At 48.7% G+C, this 15922-nt stretch carries 15 protein-coding genes and 2 tRNA genes; 11 read left to right on the forward strand and 6 right to left on the reverse strand.

Translation table 11 applies throughout. The annotated features are described in order from the left end of the window. Positions 1–18 precede the first annotated feature (18 nt). From FYJ64_RS11320 to thrC, 4 genes are all read right to left on the reverse strand, one after another. Complete coding sequence (locus tag FYJ64_RS11320; protein ID WP_168851741.1) at positions 19–162, reverse strand: hypothetical protein; 144 nt, start codon at positions 160–162, stop codon at positions 19–21. A 127-nt stretch (positions 163–289) separates the two neighbouring features. After that, on the reverse strand, positions 290–1243 hold the full coding sequence (locus FYJ64_RS03780; RefSeq protein ID WP_154573916.1) for a ParB/RepB/Spo0J family partition protein: 954 nt from the start codon (positions 1241–1243) through the stop codon (positions 290–292). Between the two features lie 361 nt (positions 1244–1604). Next, positions 1605–1692 (reverse strand) — tRNA-Ser (locus FYJ64_RS03785). Positions 1693–2056: 364 nt separating this feature from the next. Then, positions 2057–3541 (reverse strand): threonine synthase, encoded by a 1485-nt coding sequence (thrC, locus tag FYJ64_RS03790; protein WP_154573917.1) that lies wholly within the window; start codon positions 3539–3541, stop codon positions 2057–2059. Positions 3542–3641: 100 nt separating this feature from the next. Here thrC and FYJ64_RS03795 point away from each other — a divergent pair. Both FYJ64_RS03795 and FYJ64_RS03800 read left to right on the forward strand, forming a co-directional pair. Beyond that, positions 3642–3716: transfer RNA gene (locus FYJ64_RS03795), tRNA-Glu, on the forward strand. 709 nt (positions 3717–4425) lie between these two features. Further along, positions 4426–4704 (forward strand): hypothetical protein, encoded by a 279-nt coding sequence (locus FYJ64_RS03800; RefSeq protein WP_154573918.1) that lies wholly within the window; start codon positions 4426–4428, stop codon positions 4702–4704. Positions 4705–4959: 255 nt separating this feature from the next. Here the strand turns inward: FYJ64_RS03800 and FYJ64_RS11725 are convergent, their stop codons facing one another. Beyond that, positions 4960–5367: an IS66 family transposase gene (locus FYJ64_RS11725; RefSeq protein WP_154573919.1), complete on the reverse strand. Its 408-nt coding sequence runs from the start codon at positions 5365–5367 to the stop codon at positions 4960–4962. Between the two features lie 66 nt (positions 5368–5433). On the opposite strand from FYJ64_RS11725, the gene FYJ64_RS03810 reads away from it, so the two are divergent. The 7 genes from FYJ64_RS03810 (at position 5434) to FYJ64_RS03840 (ending at position 12380) form a co-directional block, all read left to right on the forward strand. Next, positions 5434–5604 (forward strand): hypothetical protein, encoded by a 171-nt coding sequence (locus tag FYJ64_RS03810; RefSeq protein WP_206045535.1) that lies wholly within the window; start codon positions 5434–5436, stop codon positions 5602–5604. Further along, positions 5591–5758, forward strand: a complete 168-nt coding sequence (locus FYJ64_RS03815) for a hypothetical protein (protein ID WP_154573921.1) — start codon at positions 5591–5593, stop codon at positions 5756–5758. Before FYJ64_RS03810 ends, FYJ64_RS03815 begins: the two co-directional genes overlap by 14 nt. Positions 5759–6123: 365 nt before the next feature. Further along, entirely contained in the window at positions 6124–6381 is a 258-nt protein-coding gene (locus FYJ64_RS03820) for a hypothetical protein (RefSeq protein WP_154573922.1), read from the forward strand. Between the two features lie 12 nt (positions 6382–6393). Then, positions 6394–7011 (forward strand): TM1812 family CRISPR-associated protein, encoded by a 618-nt coding sequence (locus FYJ64_RS03825; RefSeq protein WP_154573923.1) that lies wholly within the window; start codon positions 6394–6396, stop codon positions 7009–7011. 13 nt (positions 7012–7024) lie between these two features. After that, positions 7025–7885, forward strand: coding sequence for a hypothetical protein (locus tag FYJ64_RS03830; protein WP_154573924.1), 861 nt, complete (start codon positions 7025–7027; stop codon positions 7883–7885). Positions 7886–7904: 19 nt separating this feature from the next. Further along, positions 7905–8150, forward strand: a complete 246-nt coding sequence (locus tag FYJ64_RS03835; RefSeq protein ID WP_154573925.1) for a hypothetical protein — start codon at positions 7905–7907, stop codon at positions 8148–8150. Positions 8151–8621: 471 nt separating this feature from the next. Next, on the forward strand, positions 8622–12380 hold the full coding sequence (locus tag FYJ64_RS03840) for an LPXTG cell wall anchor domain-containing protein (RefSeq protein ID WP_154573926.1): 3759 nt from the start codon (positions 8622–8624) through the stop codon (positions 12378–12380). 424 nt (positions 12381–12804) lie between these two features. Here FYJ64_RS03840 and FYJ64_RS03845 read toward each other — a convergent pair whose 3' ends face one another. Continuing rightward, positions 12805–13581 (reverse strand): dimethylarginine dimethylaminohydrolase family protein, encoded by a 777-nt coding sequence (locus FYJ64_RS03845; protein WP_075712201.1) that lies wholly within the window; start codon positions 13579–13581, stop codon positions 12805–12807. Between the two features lie 204 nt (positions 13582–13785). Between FYJ64_RS03845 and FYJ64_RS03850 the strand changes: the two genes are divergently transcribed. Both FYJ64_RS03850 and FYJ64_RS03855 read left to right on the forward strand, forming a co-directional pair. Then, on the forward strand, positions 13786–14436 hold the full coding sequence (locus FYJ64_RS03850; protein WP_154573927.1) for a GntR family transcriptional regulator: 651 nt from the start codon (positions 13786–13788) through the stop codon (positions 14434–14436). A 208-nt stretch (positions 14437–14644) separates the two neighbouring features. Beyond that, positions 14645–15916 carry an ArsB/NhaD family transporter gene (locus FYJ64_RS03855; RefSeq protein ID WP_154573928.1) on the forward strand — a complete coding sequence of 424 codons (1272 nt, stop codon included), beginning with the start codon at positions 14645–14647 and terminating at the stop codon, positions 15914–15916. The last annotated feature ends 6 nt before the right edge of the window (positions 15917–15922 follow it).

Below are 15922 nucleotides of genomic sequence, written 5' to 3' on the forward strand. Positions count from 1 at the left end.
TCCGGCTGAAAGGATAGCTTAATCGTCAAGGAATTTCACCAGGAGATCGTCGATGGCATCGGTGTAGCGGTTCTCCTGTATCAGCTTGTTTTTCATTTCGATCAGGCAAAGGACGATGATCCGGCGCTCGTCGTAGCTCAGCTTATATTTGTTTCCGAACATCTTTCTGACCTCCTTTTTTCTTTTATCATAAGGAAGAAATACACCGACAGCAATTATGCGAATGACGGCAGCAAGTGGAAAATTATTTTTTCCTGCAGCCGATCCATGTAAATATGCTTCTCATATCTTAACGAGCGTGCTTCGCCCGTTCCCGCCTTGCCCGGTACTTGCCATAGTGATCCAGTGCTTTGATAATGTATTCTTCGCGCTGTGAAGCCGGAAGGTCCTTCGGAAGATATGTCCTGATCGTGTCTGTTTTCAGAATGATCCGGTCTTTCTGATTCGGCTTTTTCTCACCCAGCAGTTGATAGACCAGCTCTCTGGTGAGGCTGCTGCTTTCGGCCAGTTTCCTTAATTCCTTCGCCTGAGCGTGGCTGGGCGTTCGTTTCTGATAATGGACGGCCGCAACAACAACTTCCTGCCATTCGCGTGGAAGATAGGACAGCTCCACGGCAGGCCGCAGGGCAATCTTTTTCTCATCCACCATCCGCAGCAGGGAAGGAATAAGACGGGTCAGGCGGATGTAACGGCGAACTTGAGTTTGGCTATCACCTGTTTCGACACCAATAATTCCAGCGGATTCCACTTCCTGCAACTTCCGACCCACTGGGTTGGAAGTTAAATCGGTTCGTTTTCCCTGCCGTTTCATGGCATCCAGGCGCATCTTATATGAAAATGCTTTCTCACTGGGAAGGATTTCTGTTCTCTGCAGATTGCTGTCCACCATGAAGATGACGGCTTCATCATGATTCAGCTCTACGATTTTGCAGGGGAGGGTGCTAAGTCCTGCAATTTCGCAGGCCCGTTTCCTCCGGTGGCCGGACAGCAGTTCATATCTTCCGTCTTCCTTCTTCCGGACGGCAGCCGGCGTGAGCACGCCGTTCATCCGGATGCTGTCCACCAGGGCTTTCATGTCCTCGTCTTCTTTCACATGGAATGGGTGCTTTGGGAAGGTGTCGATCTCGGAGATCGGAATCGCATAGATTTTCCTCTGCGCGGAACCGCTCTTGTCTTCATTGGAATAAAATGTATTCTCATTAGTTGAATGGGGCTTGTTTTTTTGAAATGTTTCGTCCGGCATCCGGCATCATCTCCTTTCTCTTTTCATATGTACTATCTGAGGCAGATGCCGGAGCCGGCCTCTGCCTCAGATCGATATCTACATATTAAGTAAAGGAGATGTCCGCATCAATTATGCGAAATCGCACAATCGCTCCCAACAGGTGTGACCACTCCGCAGCTTCAAGTTCCACGGACTCTCAAAAATATGCGAATTCGCACATTTTCTCCCATCAAAATCCTCAAAAAACATGCCGTTATATACCGTTGTATGCGGTTATATGCGGTGCAAAACCGGATGCTCTGAAACCCGCAAACCGTTGCAATCGCCGGATCCTTTGGAATTGCATAAAAAAAGAGCAGCTTCTAAAAGCTGCTCGATCTGGCGGAGGACATGGGACTCGAACCCACGAGGCTGTTACACCCTACTCGCTTTCCAGGCGAGCTCCTTAGCCACTCGGTCAATCCTCCACATCAGTGTCCACGAACTAATTTACCATAAAATAAAAGGTTTTGCAAGAGGAAAACTTACAAAACCTCAAAAACTCTTGAAACTCTTGAAAACCTTGAATCTTACGAATCCCGTAGAATTTTATCAAACCCGGAGATCCCGTGAAAACCTCGCGAACATCGTGCGTCGGTGCGGTCCGCGTGTCTGGGGCAGTGTCATTACGGGGTATTCACATTTGTTTCGCCCGCGAGCCTCGCGTGTCAGCGTGGTCAGTGTGTCCGGAGCGCTTCAACTACCGTGTCCGGAGTGCTTCAACTACCGTGTCCGGAGCGCTTCGGCTATCGTGTCCGGAGCGCTTCAACTACCGTGTCCGGAGCGCTTCGGCTATCGTGTCCGGAGTGCTTCGGCTACCGTGTCTTCCATCTGGCTGATTTCGATGACGCCGCTGTGACGAACTTCTTTTTTGTCGAGATCCTTCAATCCGCGGGGCACCCGTACGCCGGTTCCGGAGGCAACCTCCTCAATGTAACGGAATCCGTCGGGCTGTTCTGGAAGACCGATGGACTTCGCTACGCTTTCCGCGAATTTATAGGCGCTGGCGGTAGATGCAATCAGCGTCGGAGTCCGGTCCCCCGTGGTCTTGCGGTAATCTGAATAGACTTTGTATGCTACCGCCGTATGGGTATCGATCAGGTACCCGTTGTTCCGATACATCTCGCCGATGGTTTTGTTCGTCGCCTCCACATCTGCAAAACCGCCGTAGAAGTCCTTCAGTCCGCTGCGGATGGCGGCCGAAACCTCATAATGCTTCGCGGACTCCAGCTGCTCCATCAGATCGCGGATCTCCGGCCCTTTGCCCTCGCTCAGATGGTAGAGCAGGCGTTCCAGATTGCTGGAGATGAGAATGTCCATGGATGGCGAATTCGTCAGATAAAAGTCCCGGTTTGTATCGTACACGCCGGTGGAGATGAAATCCGTCAGAACTTTATTTTTGTTGGAGGCGCAGATCAGCTTCGCCACCGGAAGACCCATCTGCTTAGCATAATAAGCTGCCAGAATGTTGCCGAAGTTGCCGGTGGGAACGACGATGTTGATCGGGTCGCCGTCCCGGATCACGCCGCGGGCGATGAGCTGAATGTAGCCGTAAACGTAATAGGCGACCTGCGGAACAAGACGTCCGATATTGATGGAATTCGCGGAGGAAAGTCTGCAACCCATATCCGCCAGTCTGACCGCGAAATTCCGGTCATTGAAGATTTTTTTTACGCCGGTCTGGGCGTCGTCAAAATTGCCTTTGATCGCGAACACATGGGTGTTGGAGCCTTCCTGTGTGATCATCTGGCGTTCCTGCACCTGGCTCACGCCCTGATTCGGGAAGAACACGATAATCTCCGTTCCCGGCACGTCCGCGAAACCCTCCAGTGCCGCTTTTCCGGTATCTCCGGAGGTGGCCGTCAGAATGCAGATTTTTTTATCCTCGTGCTCTTTTTTTGTGGCAGTGGTCAGAAGATATGGAAGGATCGACAAAGCCATGTCCTTGAAAGCTGCGGTCTTTCCGTGGTAGAGCTCGAGGAAGAATGCGTCTCCGGCCTCGGTAATCGGAACGATTTCCTTCTCTTCGAACTTCTCGTCGTAGGCACCGTCGATGCAGCGCTGCATTTCCTCTGCGGTGTAGTCGTCGAAGAATGTGCCGATGACAGCCTTCGCGATTTCCTGATAAGAACGGTCCGTCATTTCTCCGGGAACAAAGGAAAGTGCAGGGATTTCCTCAGGAACGTAAAGCCCCTTATCCGGTGCGATTCCCTGAATGATTGCCTGCGCGCCTGTCAGCCTGCTGTCCATGCCCCGGGTGCTGATATATTTCATCATAGAAAAAAATCTCCTGTTCTATAAAAATTTTGCTTTACAATAGCCAATTCACAGTATATAATAATATTCGTCAGTTTTCAAGACGAACAAAAGAAAATGTGTCGCCTTGGTCAAGTGGTCAAGACGCAGCCCTCTCACGGCTGAATCAAGGGTTCGACTCCCTTAGGCGATACCAGTTGAAACATCGGATTCGAGCATTCGCAGCGGATTCGGTGTTTTTTCTATATTTCCTTATTGATAACACTTCAAATCGCAAGCCTTTTGGCAATGAGAGTTAAAGAGAAAGCGGATGACATACTGGGGTGCTGTGAACAAAGATAAAATGATGACTTTGATCAGAAAAAGGTCAAAAGAATCTGGGGAAATCAATTATTCCGCTATACGCGATATGGCGTGCCCGAATATCAGTGGGTAATAAAACGCCCGGTTTGCATAAGAGCCGTGAAAAAAATACCAAGACCGAATTTTGTATGGTAAACTATAAACAGTTATTTTGCGCTATTGACCTGTAACAGGAAAAATCACAAATTTGGGGACATATTAAGTTCTGATGCAGGGGGGAATGCCTTACATATGAGAAGTAAACAAAAGCAAAAAAGAAATTTACATATTCGAAATCACCCTTTCTATGTATGGGTTTATCTCCTGTATGAGGTTTCATATACATTAATCTGGTTCTTTGGGAGAACTTGGCGGCAGAGCCATATGGGGATATTCATCATAACAACGGGAATCGCCGTTTCATGGTTCCTGTTCATGGTATATCGCCGATATGTTAGGCATGATGGGAGGATTGCACCCGACTTGTTTCTGATTAACATCCTGTTTTTCTTTTTTGTCTTTGGTCCGGCTGAATCTTTTTAACGGCAGGAGGAACGGCTACTATGGAAAAGAATAGTGTGAACTCTGTCATCCAAAAATTGCGGCTTATTCCCGGTTATGTGATGACATATTATATCTTTGAGCTGCTCGCTGCGTTTTTCTGTATTTTCGCAGGTAAATATGTCAGTTCTAATGTGTGGGGAGTATATTTTGTTGTTTTGTCCACGGCCTTTATCTGGATGACAGTGATGGAATGGCGGATTCTTGTGAAAAAAGATGTACGTATCAACCAGCTCTTTGTACTTGCCAATGCCCTCTGGCTTATTCTGATAGAGATATAATGTGAAATCAGGAATGCGGATGTATGAAAAGCGCAATACCCTAAGGGTCAATGATAGAATATTATCGGATTATCGGCGCCTCTGCACACCGGGGCGCGTTTTCATTTGCTGTCTGCCGCCGTCGCAGGACGCGCCCGCCGGGCGGGATTCCTGTAAACGGTAAATAGCCCGTATCTTGACTTAAAAAAATTCTCACCCGAAAGTGAGTTATAGAAAAAATATCGCCACCAGGTTCATGACTTGACGGCGTTTCTGTTACTTTGACTTGGTTCTTTTCTTCCGGCATTCTTCTGGGAGTTTTTTTGGACCATGGCAGCAACGGATCCGGAAATCGAGATCCATATCGTCCATGTGCTTTGGAATCTCAGTTAAAAGGAACTTGAAATATTGGCAGATATTCAGGTCGTTCGCTTTGGCGGTTTCTACGATGCTGTACAGGATTGCACTTGTCTGAGTACCGCTGACGGTGTCAATCAGCTTCCAGTTTTTCTTTCCAACACAAAACGGCCTGATTGCCTGTTCGTCCAGGTTGTTATCCGGTGGAACCCGCGGATCATTCAGGAATGTTCGTAAATAGTGTCTGCTCAGTAAGTACTTTAAACGGCAATAACGGTTAATCGCCGATTGAGGAAGAGGGTATACCCGGATATCTTCCCCACGCACTTTGAAAAATCGATTTCAAAAAATCGCATAAGGAAATAATGAAAAACATTGAAAGACCTATTTTTTTTGAGTATAATTCAAGCGGTTTATGCCGATACTAATGAATCTGAGTTGTTTGCAGAGGCGTTTTATGATGCTTACGGTATACGAAAGAGGCGAACTTCTGAAAATGTTAAACTGATGATGGAAGATGTTGAAAGAATGTATGAGGAGGCGGTAAAGCGTGAGATTTCTTGATAAAGAATGGCCCTTATGGTTGACTGGAGAATTCAAAGTGCCCTATATAGGAGAATTGAGGGATGATGCTCCCGACTGGGTCAAAGAAGAGTACTGGGAAGACAGAAGAGAGATTGAACGGAAGATAAGAGAAAATATCCCGATTATGAAATGAATTATGACGGATTTCGTTCACTGACGGGAGGATGGGTAATGCTGCGACAGGCTTACAGGGCAGACCTGTGACAGCTCATGAAATTAGTGAAGATGATACGAAACGGAGCAACTGTTTTGAAAAGAAAAATTGGGAAAACAGAGGATGTTCGTATCGGAGTGCTTGCAGGAACAGTGAAATACCTGGTTGTGCTCTGAACGACATTGGCGAAATAATTCCGAAAAATAACCGTGAAAATGTTAAACCGCGTTGTTTTTGTCACTATATAAGAATAGGAACAAAAGTAGTGCCTTGAAAGAAAGGGTGATTCTATGATGACAACGATTTACTGTGAGCAAACTGAGCGCGGTGTGCATTCATTCTTTATGGTTAATGATGGATATGAGTATTACCTTTTCAGTCAGAATTACCGCAAAGGCGTCCAGGAATATTATTCGAGAGGGGTATCGCTGAACGAATCCATTAACTATTCAAGAGCCCATAAAGACAGTGCGATAGAACGTACGATGTCCAAAATTCCGATGTATGTAAAATACATCGAAAAGGAATATGGGATAGAAGTTCTGGAGAAGACAAAGAAGAAAAACAGATACTGTAATTTCAGCATGAATAGATGCGTGTGAGAGGTACTTAGAATGAAGAAAACAATTATTTGCAGTATTCCTATGAAGGAAAATGTTGATCCGGTGCTGTACACCAGCGACGACAAGTTCCTTTCCGTGGCAGATAAGAAGGTGCGCTATCCGATCTGTGCATTCCTTGAAAAAAACATGAAGCCGGAGGATGAGCTGAAGGTGCTGATTCTCGTAAAAAAGGATCGCTATGGTCATTACAGCAGAAATACTGAGCTTTTTAAACAGGAGCTTGCGGAGGCTAATTCTGAGATTGGTGCCGCTGTCGAATATACAGTCATTGATACAGATTTTGACGAGGCGCGCTCTGTTCACGAGCGGCTGATGGGCAGAATTGTGGACGGCTTATCGACTGGTTCGCATATCTTTGCGGATATAACTTATGGTCCCAAGGATATGCCGATTGTGATTTTTACAGCTCTTAATTTCGCCGAGAAGTTTCTGGAGTGTACGGTTGATAACATTGTATATGGGCAGGCAAGCTTTGTTGACGGGAAGGCAGTTGATACAAAAATCTGTGATATGGTCCCGCTGTATTGCCTCGGATCTATTACAAATACAATCCGCTGCACTGAGCCGGAAAAAGCCAGGTCTATGTTGAAGTCCCTTCTGTCTTTGTAACATAGGTGTCCGTATGTATTATGATAAGAAAAAATATGAGCAGCTGATTATGAACTCGCCGCTATTCTCTATTGACAGGGAAACAGAGTATACAGCTTTTAAGCGGGAATCCTATAGAATGGTTGAAAATCTGTATTGTTATCTGCTCTCAATTAATGAAAAAGACTATGAGCCGTATGGATGTGAAATCACAGAGACTGCGACCAGATGCATAAACAATTTCAGCCCGGATAAAGGCTTGTTTCTTCATTATTTCAATGCTGCATGGAAGCAGGAGTACTCACACATAGTGGGTGTGAAAGTTCAGGATGATAAATACAGAGGTATCAAAGTAACTGAGGCGGATCGACGGGCAGTACGGAAATACACCAGACTTGCAGAACAGCTAGGCTCAAATATATCCTCAGCGGAACTGTACGAGAGATTGTCTGAAGCGATGGAACTGCCGCCTGAACGTATAATTGAACTGGAGAAACTTGGTGGGATGACGGTAGGTGCAGACACATGTATCAGTGATGAAGGTGATGCTCAGAGTATATGGGATCAGATCCCCGCAGATGAAGACATCAGCATGAGATTTGAAAGTGAAGAAGAAATAGAGTCTGTTCTGGGCAGAATAGAAGACGCGTTTTGCTCACTGCAAGCGCGACAGAAGCCCATTGTGTCGGATCTGATTACAATCCGCATTTGTGAAATGCTGACAGGACGTATGACAGAAAGATTCTCGTTTATAAGCGAGTCTGTTATGGAGATGTGGATTGAGAGCGGGCGGCTGCCGACGCAGCGGGAAATTGCTGAGAAATTTGGACGTAATGAGGCCAGTATCAGCCGAACCATAAAGGATTTTATAGAAAAAATAAGAGAAACGGATTGAGAAAAAGAAGGAAACGATTATGGTAATAAATGGCGAAGAGTTTGACATGGATCAGTTTGAAAAGGACATGGCGGAAGATGATGCAGAATATATGGAGAAGATGATACATGAAGACAATCTTATGGACTTAACAGGAAAATCATTTGAAGAGGCAATGGAATACCTTCGTGTCTATGTTAAACTGGAGCCAGATGAACTTGAAGACATTGCGCCTTATATTAAATACGAAGTTGAAATGTCAAATAAAAAAACTGACAACGCATGAAGAGGCAGTGCGTACAGCCGCACATTTTTATAAAGAGTGACATGAAACGGCACTCAGAAGACGGACCTCGCGGAGCACGCGGGGTTTTTGTTTTGTCCGGAATGACCGGCGAAGAAAGCTTGGGATTACCCGGGCTTTTTTGTATGCTCCACATGCTCCGTGACCCGGAACGGATATATGTCAGCCCTAATGAAACACAATGCTCCCGGATGAATTGACCTAGCATAGCATACCCAATTATGATGATGAACAAGACGCAAAATATGCCGTGTTTTCGCTCGTTGCATCCCCGTCGGACTGACGGGCGCGGCAAACGGATGCCGGTAATAATCTGCCGGCAGCGCCGCAGTACACAGGCGAATCCGGGGGAGGTTCCGCAGCGCTTATGGAAATCCTGCGGAGCACGCATTACGCAGACACGGCGCTTGTTCAGACGGCTGTTGAGAAAGCTGACATGAAAGGAAGGAAAAATTGAATCATCATCACAAGGGAAAGAACCGGCGGTTTGTCAGGTACGCGGCGATACTTGCCGCGGCAGTACTGACCGGGTCGTTGTCGGTCACGTGTGCTTTTGCGGCCATTGCTCCGGCCGGAAGCGACGGCGACGCAGGAAAGATATGGATCGGAGAAAACAGGGAGCAGACCTATGAAACGCTGGATAAGGCCGTTGCAGCCGCGGGAGAGGGCGACGTTATCCACCTTCAGGGAAATTTTCGCGAGGATGGAGCCGCGGCGAAGGGAGCGGCGGTCAACAAAGCCGTCACGCTTGATATTGCAGAAAACGCCGTGATTAACGGAGACGGAACTGCGAACGGAATCACACTGTCCGGCGGAGCGAAGCTCCGGTGCTCCGGCGGAGCATCTCTGATGATGAGCGGATTTAAAACGGCGCTCACAGTCGGAACCGGGAGCATCGTGCAGGATGGAAAATACGTGCTGGACGGAAACGAAATCGGGTTTGCTTTGTCCGGCACGGGAAAACTCCAGGGAAGCGGCAGAAGCGCATTGACGGTCTCCGCGAAAAACAGCAGCGGAAGGGCGTTCAGCTACGATTCGGCCTCGCGTTTCATCGGATGCACGGTGGATGTGCAGGCGAACAAAGAACTGAGCGAGCAGTATAATGCGCTGCATCTGGAGAATGCGTCTCTGACGACAAAAGGCGTCTGGTATTATTTCAACCCGCAGGGGGACGACACAGTGCTGTCGCTGGATCATTCTGATTTCTATGCGTATAAAGCCACCGGAGCCTCCGCGTATAAGCAGACGATGTCGATTCATGGTCCAAGTGAGATCAAAAATGGGTCAGTACTGACTTCGGACGGTTCCCGAATTACGAACACAAAAGCGATGAAGGTGACCGATTCTGAACTGGTGTTTAAAAACAGTTACGCGGGCGGCCTGAACATCAACTACGGCGGAACTGCTTTGTTCACCAATTCCACGCTGACCGGCGTGAACATGAGAAGTACGCCGCTCTACGGCGCGGGACTGAACGATCCGAAGGGGCAGTTCATTAAGTTTACCGGGGACTCTGTCGTCAATACTCCGGCGAAGGACAAGACAGCAGATAACGGAGGTGCGGACAGTCCTGCGGAATATATCGTCACCGGAGGCTCCTTTAAAATTGCTTACGATGCAGGGTATAATTATGACGTGACGACGCCCACCAACGGGGAGGAAAACGGGAACGAACGGCTTACGCTGTTCACTCTAACCGACACGAGTGTCACCAGTCTGAACCCCATCAATAAAAAAGGCGAAATGTACACGTATTCCGTGGCGAAGGCGTCGGATGATCAGAAGAAGCATGTGTGGGTGCCTGCCGCCAAAGTTACATTCCGGCTGAACAACGGAAACGCTTCTTTTGCCGACGGAACGACAAAGAATAAAACGGCGCAGACGATCCGGGGCTACCGGCTGGATGACGTCACCGGCAATACCCGGCCGGGCGATCCTTCGGACAGCGACGGGAGCAGATTCCTGGGTTGGTTCTATCGCGACAGCAGCGGCGCGGAAAAAGCGTTCGTCTGGGATGACAAAATCACGGAGGATCGAGAGGTCTACGCCAAGTGGGATATGAAGACGGTGGTCTATCACAACGGACGGGGCGAGACGTTTATTTCTCCGGTGAGCAGTGATAAGGAGCAGGTGACGGTTCTGGGCTATGATGTTATCACAAAACAGAGTTCAGAGTTTTCCGTTCCCGGAAAACAGTTCCGTTACTGGACGAAGGACGCGGCTGGAAAGACACAGGCGATTCTGCCCGGAGCAGAGGTGAGCTTCGCTCAGGGAGAAACCAGCTGCGATCTGTATGCACAGTATGACGATCTGCAGTATCAGGTGAGTTTCTCGGCCAACGGCGGGCAGTTCTCGGACACGTCGGTGTTTAAGCAGAATCCGGATGTGTTTGAGATTCAGAAGGATGCTAACGGGGGCGAGACGGCCGTGCTCCGGAACAAAGCGACCTATGGGCAGACGCTTCACGAGTTGCTGGGCAGCTTCGACTACAATAAGCTGAAGCCGGACACCGGGGCGGTGAAGACCGGTTCCCTTCTGGCAGACCAGAATAACTGGAATTCCGGCGAGAGCGGCAGCGGAAAATCATATCGGTTCGACGATTACAAACTGTTCGGGTTCTTTGAGATGAAAGGGGATAATCCGGAGATTACGGGTGATACGGTGTATTATCTGAAATGGAAGGACGATCCCAAGATACAGACGATTGAAACGTCCGGGATGGATCTTCCGGGAGATATCTGGGGCAGGAGCCAGAATACCAGCAGTAAAACGGAGGTCGTCTGCGACGGAGAAACCTTCAGTCTGACCGGAGCTGTGGATATTTCCTCTGTCAAGGAGAAGATGGCCTATATCGAAAACATGTTTTCGGAAGTGCGGGGAGACTTTTCTTCGATCGGTCTGACGGATCCGAGGTCTGTCTTTACGGCGGTTCTCACTATGCCGGAGGGAGTGAAGATCCCCGACGATCCCGAGGTCTCCGCCGAAGGGCTGGGCGATTGTTTTGTTCTGGGGAAAACTTCTGTGGACGGACAAAAAATAACGGTCACGTTTACCCTGCGGGGAGGTCGGACAGATTATCAGAAACTGAAGGATGCGGTTGATTCTGCAGGAGTCGAATCGCCTCTGGCACCGGGAAAGAACACGATTTCAGTGACTGTCGGAGGGCTCGGAACAGACGGCGGAAAAACGGCCGATGAGCAGAAACTGACAGTGACGGGAACGGTGAACGGGAACTTTTCGGCAGTGGCGAAGAAAAATGACGAGATGAAACGGTTCCGCTTCTCTTGGAGCGCGACGCAGTCCGACATCGGAAGAGACGAAAATGCGACGGAGAAAGACACGATTCAGCACACCCTGCTGATTTCCAAACCGATGGAGCTGATTCTCGGCGGCGATATCCTGATCGGGGAGGATACGGAGCATGAGGCGCTGCATCAGGTGAACGCCGGTGACACAGTTACATATACCGGAAGGCTGGACGTATCCTCCATCAAGGAGCAGATACAGTCACTGAAGGACAACTACGGCGGGGATGCGGACAAAATCACGACCGACCGGGTCAGAAGCACATTTACGGCGGTTCTGACCATGGAGGATGGACTGGTTCTGCCGGAGAATCCGACCGCATCTCTGACGGACAACGATCTTTTCGAGATTCGCAGTGTGGAACGCAAGGGACAGCGCGTGACGATTGTCATGGGATTGAAAAAGGAGTATACAAAATTCTCCGATCTCTATCGGGATGTTACAGGTGTCAGCGACACGCTGGATATGAAAGTTCCGGGAGTGAAGATTCCTGCTGATACGAAAGACGGAACGAAACTGAAGGTTACCGGCGAGGTGACCGGAACCTTTACCGGAGAGGCGACCTCCGAGGCGGGGACGCTGAAGGCGTTCAATTACAGATGGCAGGCTGAGCAGACTGAAGAGGGCAGGGATTTCGTGATTCAGGATCCAGACAATAAGACGATTCAGTATACGATCAGCGTCGTGAAGAAGGCGGCGGGCAAACCTGATACGCCGGACAAACCGGACAAGCCGAATAAGCCGGATAAACCTGACAAGCCGACGAATCTGGAAAAGAAAAAAGATGAGGAAGGCATGGGGCCGCTCACCGGAGATCAAACTTCTGTTCTTCTTTGGGGAGGGACAGCGCTGCTGGCGGTCTTGGCCGCGGCAGGGCTGATACTGAAGCGCAGAAGACGGTCATAACATTCCGATGGATACACGCTGAATGAACGTATGTTGATTCGGGTGCGAGCAGAGGAACGACCGGCAGGCGGTGCAGTCCGAGAAGTTTAAATCGGGAAAAACTGACATAGCCGTGAAATACGCGGCTATGTCTTTTTTTGTCTTTGCACGGCTGCGGTTGTGAAATTCTAGCTGAAAACTAATCTGAGCAAATACTTGCAATCGCAAGCAAAAACGAATACAATAAATAGGAACAAAATTCTCTGATCATCATAGATAAAAACAGCGGCCATGCAGGGATTACTGCTTACTGTGGACGCTGTTTTCAGGTTAGACGGATGAAGGATTCACTCGTCATATTTTTTTTGAATTCCTAAGTTCAACATTGTGATTCGGTCGCTTTTTTATTTTGTTTATTGAGACCTGAGAACCTGGAGCCGCGGGCTCAGAACCGCAGGGACATGCAGGAGAGTCCGCCGTCCAGTTTCCTGAACTCGGAGGTGTCAACAGTCAGGGTTTTGTAACCCAGATCCTGCACCTTCTTCAGTACGGTGGGATATCCCTCCGGCACGATGACGGTATCGTTGACCCAGATGCAGTTCGCCGCATAGGCCTCGTCTTCAGGGATCTCGGTCTTGTTGTATTTTTCAAAGTCCGGTTTGTTGACGAATTCTCCGGAAACCAGCATGTTGTTGTCTTCCAGATAGTTTACGCCGGTCTTCAGGTGAAGAACCTCCTCCAGTTTGACCTCGCTGCAGGTCATGCCGTATTTCGCCAGGATTTCAGTCAGCTGACGGATGCCTTCTTCGTTGGTTCTGGCGGATCTTCCGACATAGAAGTGGTCGCCGACCATCATGACGTCGCCGCCTTCCAGTGTTCCCGGCGCAGTGATGTGCTCAATTTTGTCCTCCGGGAAGAACTTGCGCACTGCATCGATGATTTCTTCCTTTTCCCCGTTTCTGGAGGGTGCGCCCGGATTAGTAATGATCGCACATTTGCTGGTGATCAGGGCCGGATCTTCAACGAATACGGAGTCCGGATATCTCTCGTCCGGCGGAAGAATGGTGATGTCCACGCCGCATCTGCTGAGAGCGCTGATGTAGTCGTCGTGCTGGCGCAGAGCTTTTTCATAATCCGGCTTGCCCGGGTACAGTCCGCTGGTGATGCCTTCTACAAGAGCTCTGCAGGGTCTTCTTACGATAACATGATTGAACTTCTTCATTGCTGTTCCTCCTGTTCCTGGATTTCCACGAATTAGTGATTGGTCGATGTATAATATATTATATACAATATATTATGTATGTCAATAGGGTTTTGCTTTTTTTAAAATATGTTATAATAAGAAGAAATCAAGTGTGATGGAGGAGAAAAGGGCAGAAAGGAGAAAATCTGATCAAAGACTGATGATTGGATTACAGGAACAGAAATGGAGAAATACAAATCTCTGAAGGACCATGTCTACGATTATATTGCGGAGCAGATTCTGGAGGGGAATCTTGAGCCGGAGGACAAGATTAACGAAGCTGCAATCTGTGAAGAACTGAATATCAGCCGGACGCCGGTGCGGGAGGCTCTGATTCAGCTCGCCTCGGAAGGCGTTCTGCACAACCGGGCCAGAAAGGGCTTCGTGGTGCGGGCGCTGTCGGAGAGGGAGGTGAAGGAGCTCTACGTAGTAATCGGCCTTCTGGACGGGTACGCCGCGAAAAGTGCCTGCGGACAGCTGACAGAAAAGGATCTCGCCAATATGTCCTTCTATGTGGAAAGCATGGATGTGGCGATTAAAGCGGCGAATTTTGAGATGTATCACATGCAGCAGACGGCGTTTCACAATGTGTACACGCAGAAATGCGGAAATGACACGCTGATCGAGCAGCTTGAAAAGATGAAAAGCAAACTGCTGAAGAAGAGCTATGTGGATGATCCGGAGGGAAAGACAAGAGAGATCCTGCTGCAGACAAACCGGGAACACAGAAAGTTGCTGGAACTGTTTAGGAAGCAGTCCGGTGATGAATTGTTCGATTATCTCATGAAGGTTCACTGGAACCCGGAAAACGCGGCCTACGATGTCAGCAAATAGACACTGAAATGTCAGAAAGTTGACTGTTTTGAAGGGATTGAGGGCTCCGGAATATTAACTGTTGATGAAGCAAACTTTAAACTTTGATTAAACTTTATAAATATAGGAAGAAAAACGTTTTTTCCGGTTGCATTGCCAGATTCCCCGTGGTACAATCCGTAATTGTGGGAAAAATACTTTTGTAATATGTAACTATTGGAGGTTTGTTTTGCATCAGGAAATTATTGCCATCCTGATCTTTGTCGTAGTGATTGGTGCGATCATTACGGAGAAGGTGCACAGAACCGCTGCCGCGCTGGCCGGCGTCGTTCTGCTGCTGCTCTTCGGGATTCTGGATGTGAATTCGGCAATCGGGTATGTTGACTTCAATACCATTGGGGTATTGGTAGGCATGATGCTCTTTGTCGCTGTAATCAAGCACTCGGGATTGTTTGAATACATCTCGATTAAAGCAGCTAAGTTGTCTCATGGAGATCCGTGGAAAATCATGGTGGCGTTCATTGTAATTACCGCTGTCTGTTCCGCCTTCCTGGACAACGTGACCACCGTCCTTCTGATGGGACCGATGACAATCACGCTGGCTAAGATGCTGAAAATCGATCCGGTACCTGTTCTGCTGGGGCAGATACTGGCGTCCAATATCGGCGGAACCATGACCATGATCGGTGACCCGCCGAACATCATGATCGGCAGCGCCGCGGGTCTGACATTCGCGGATTTCCTTGAGAACACCGGAGTTGCCTGTGTGATCGGGCTGGTGGCGATGATTTTTGCCATGAAGTTTTTGTACAAAAAGCATCTGAATGCAGATGCGGAAGCGGTGCAGGAAATCATGGAACTGGATGAGAAAAAAGCGATCGTCGATCCGCGTCTGATGAAGGAAGCGATCGTGATGATCGTGCTGATTATCATCGCGTTCATGGTGCACGACAGGTTTGGTATCGAGAGCTGCGCAGTGGCGCTGACGGCGGCGGCCATTATGATGGTGATCGGAAAGCAGGATATTGAAGAGGTGGTCATGGATGTAGAGTGGCCGACGATTCTCTTCTTCTTCGGACTGTTCATCGTGGTAGGAGGTATGGTTGAGACTGGAGTAATCAAACAGCTGGCGACCATGATTATGGATCTGTCCGGTGGACATCCGATCGTGATGATGCTGATTCTGCTGTGGGCTTCCGCGATTCTGTCTGCGATTCTGGACAATATTCCGTTCGTGGCGACTCTGATTCCGCTGATCATTGCCATGGGCAAGCAGGGAATGGATATCACGCCGCTGTGGTGGGCGATTTCACTGGGAGCCTGCCTGGGCGGAAACGGCACTCAGATCGGTGCATCGGCGAACGTGGTGCTTTGCGGAATAGCAGGGAAAAACGGTTATCCGATTTCCTTCAACGAATATACCAAGGTCGGGTTCCCGATGATGATTCTCACGGTATTCATCGCGATGATTTTCCTGCTGGTGCGTTTTGCGATTCTGTAGTGAAAG

It is taken from the genome of Hornefia butyriciproducens, from assembly GCF_009695915.1.
In the GTDB taxonomy this organism is placed as follows: Bacteria; Bacillota; Clostridia; order Peptostreptococcales; family Anaerovoracaceae; genus Aminicella; species Aminicella butyriciproducens.

Bases quoted from the DNA above. Each gene is read 5' to 3' on its own strand.
- FYJ64_RS03800 (WP_154573918.1), top strand. From the start codon at position 4,426: ATGGAAAAGAATAGTGTGAACTCTGTCATCCAAAAATTGCGGCTTATT.
- FYJ64_RS03845 (WP_075712201.1), bottom strand. From the start codon at position 13,581: ATGAAGAAGTTCAATCATGTTATCGTAAGAAGACCCTGCAGAGCTCTT.
- FYJ64_RS03825 (WP_154573923.1), top strand. From the start codon at position 6,394: ATGAAGAAAACAATTATTTGCAGTATTCCTATGAAGGAAAATGTTGAT.
- FYJ64_RS11320 (WP_168851741.1), bottom strand. From the start codon at position 162: ATGTTCGGAAACAAATATAAGCTGAGCTACGACGAGCGCCGGATCATC.
- FYJ64_RS03780 (WP_154573916.1), bottom strand. From the start codon at position 1,243: ATGCCGGACGAAACATTTCAAAAAAACAAGCCCCATTCAACTAATGAG.
- FYJ64_RS03830 (WP_154573924.1), top strand. From the start codon at position 7,025: ATGTATTATGATAAGAAAAAATATGAGCAGCTGATTATGAACTCGCCG.
- FYJ64_RS03820 (WP_154573922.1), top strand. From the start codon at position 6,124: ATGGTTAATGATGGATATGAGTATTACCTTTTCAGTCAGAATTACCGC.
- FYJ64_RS03850 (WP_154573927.1), top strand. From the start codon at position 13,786: ATGGAGAAATACAAATCTCTGAAGGACCATGTCTACGATTATATTGCG.
- thrC (WP_154573917.1), bottom strand. From the start codon at position 3,541: ATGATGAAATATATCAGCACCCGGGGCATGGACAGCAGGCTGACAGGC.
- FYJ64_RS03835 (WP_154573925.1), top strand. From the start codon at position 7,905: ATGGTAATAAATGGCGAAGAGTTTGACATGGATCAGTTTGAAAAGGAC.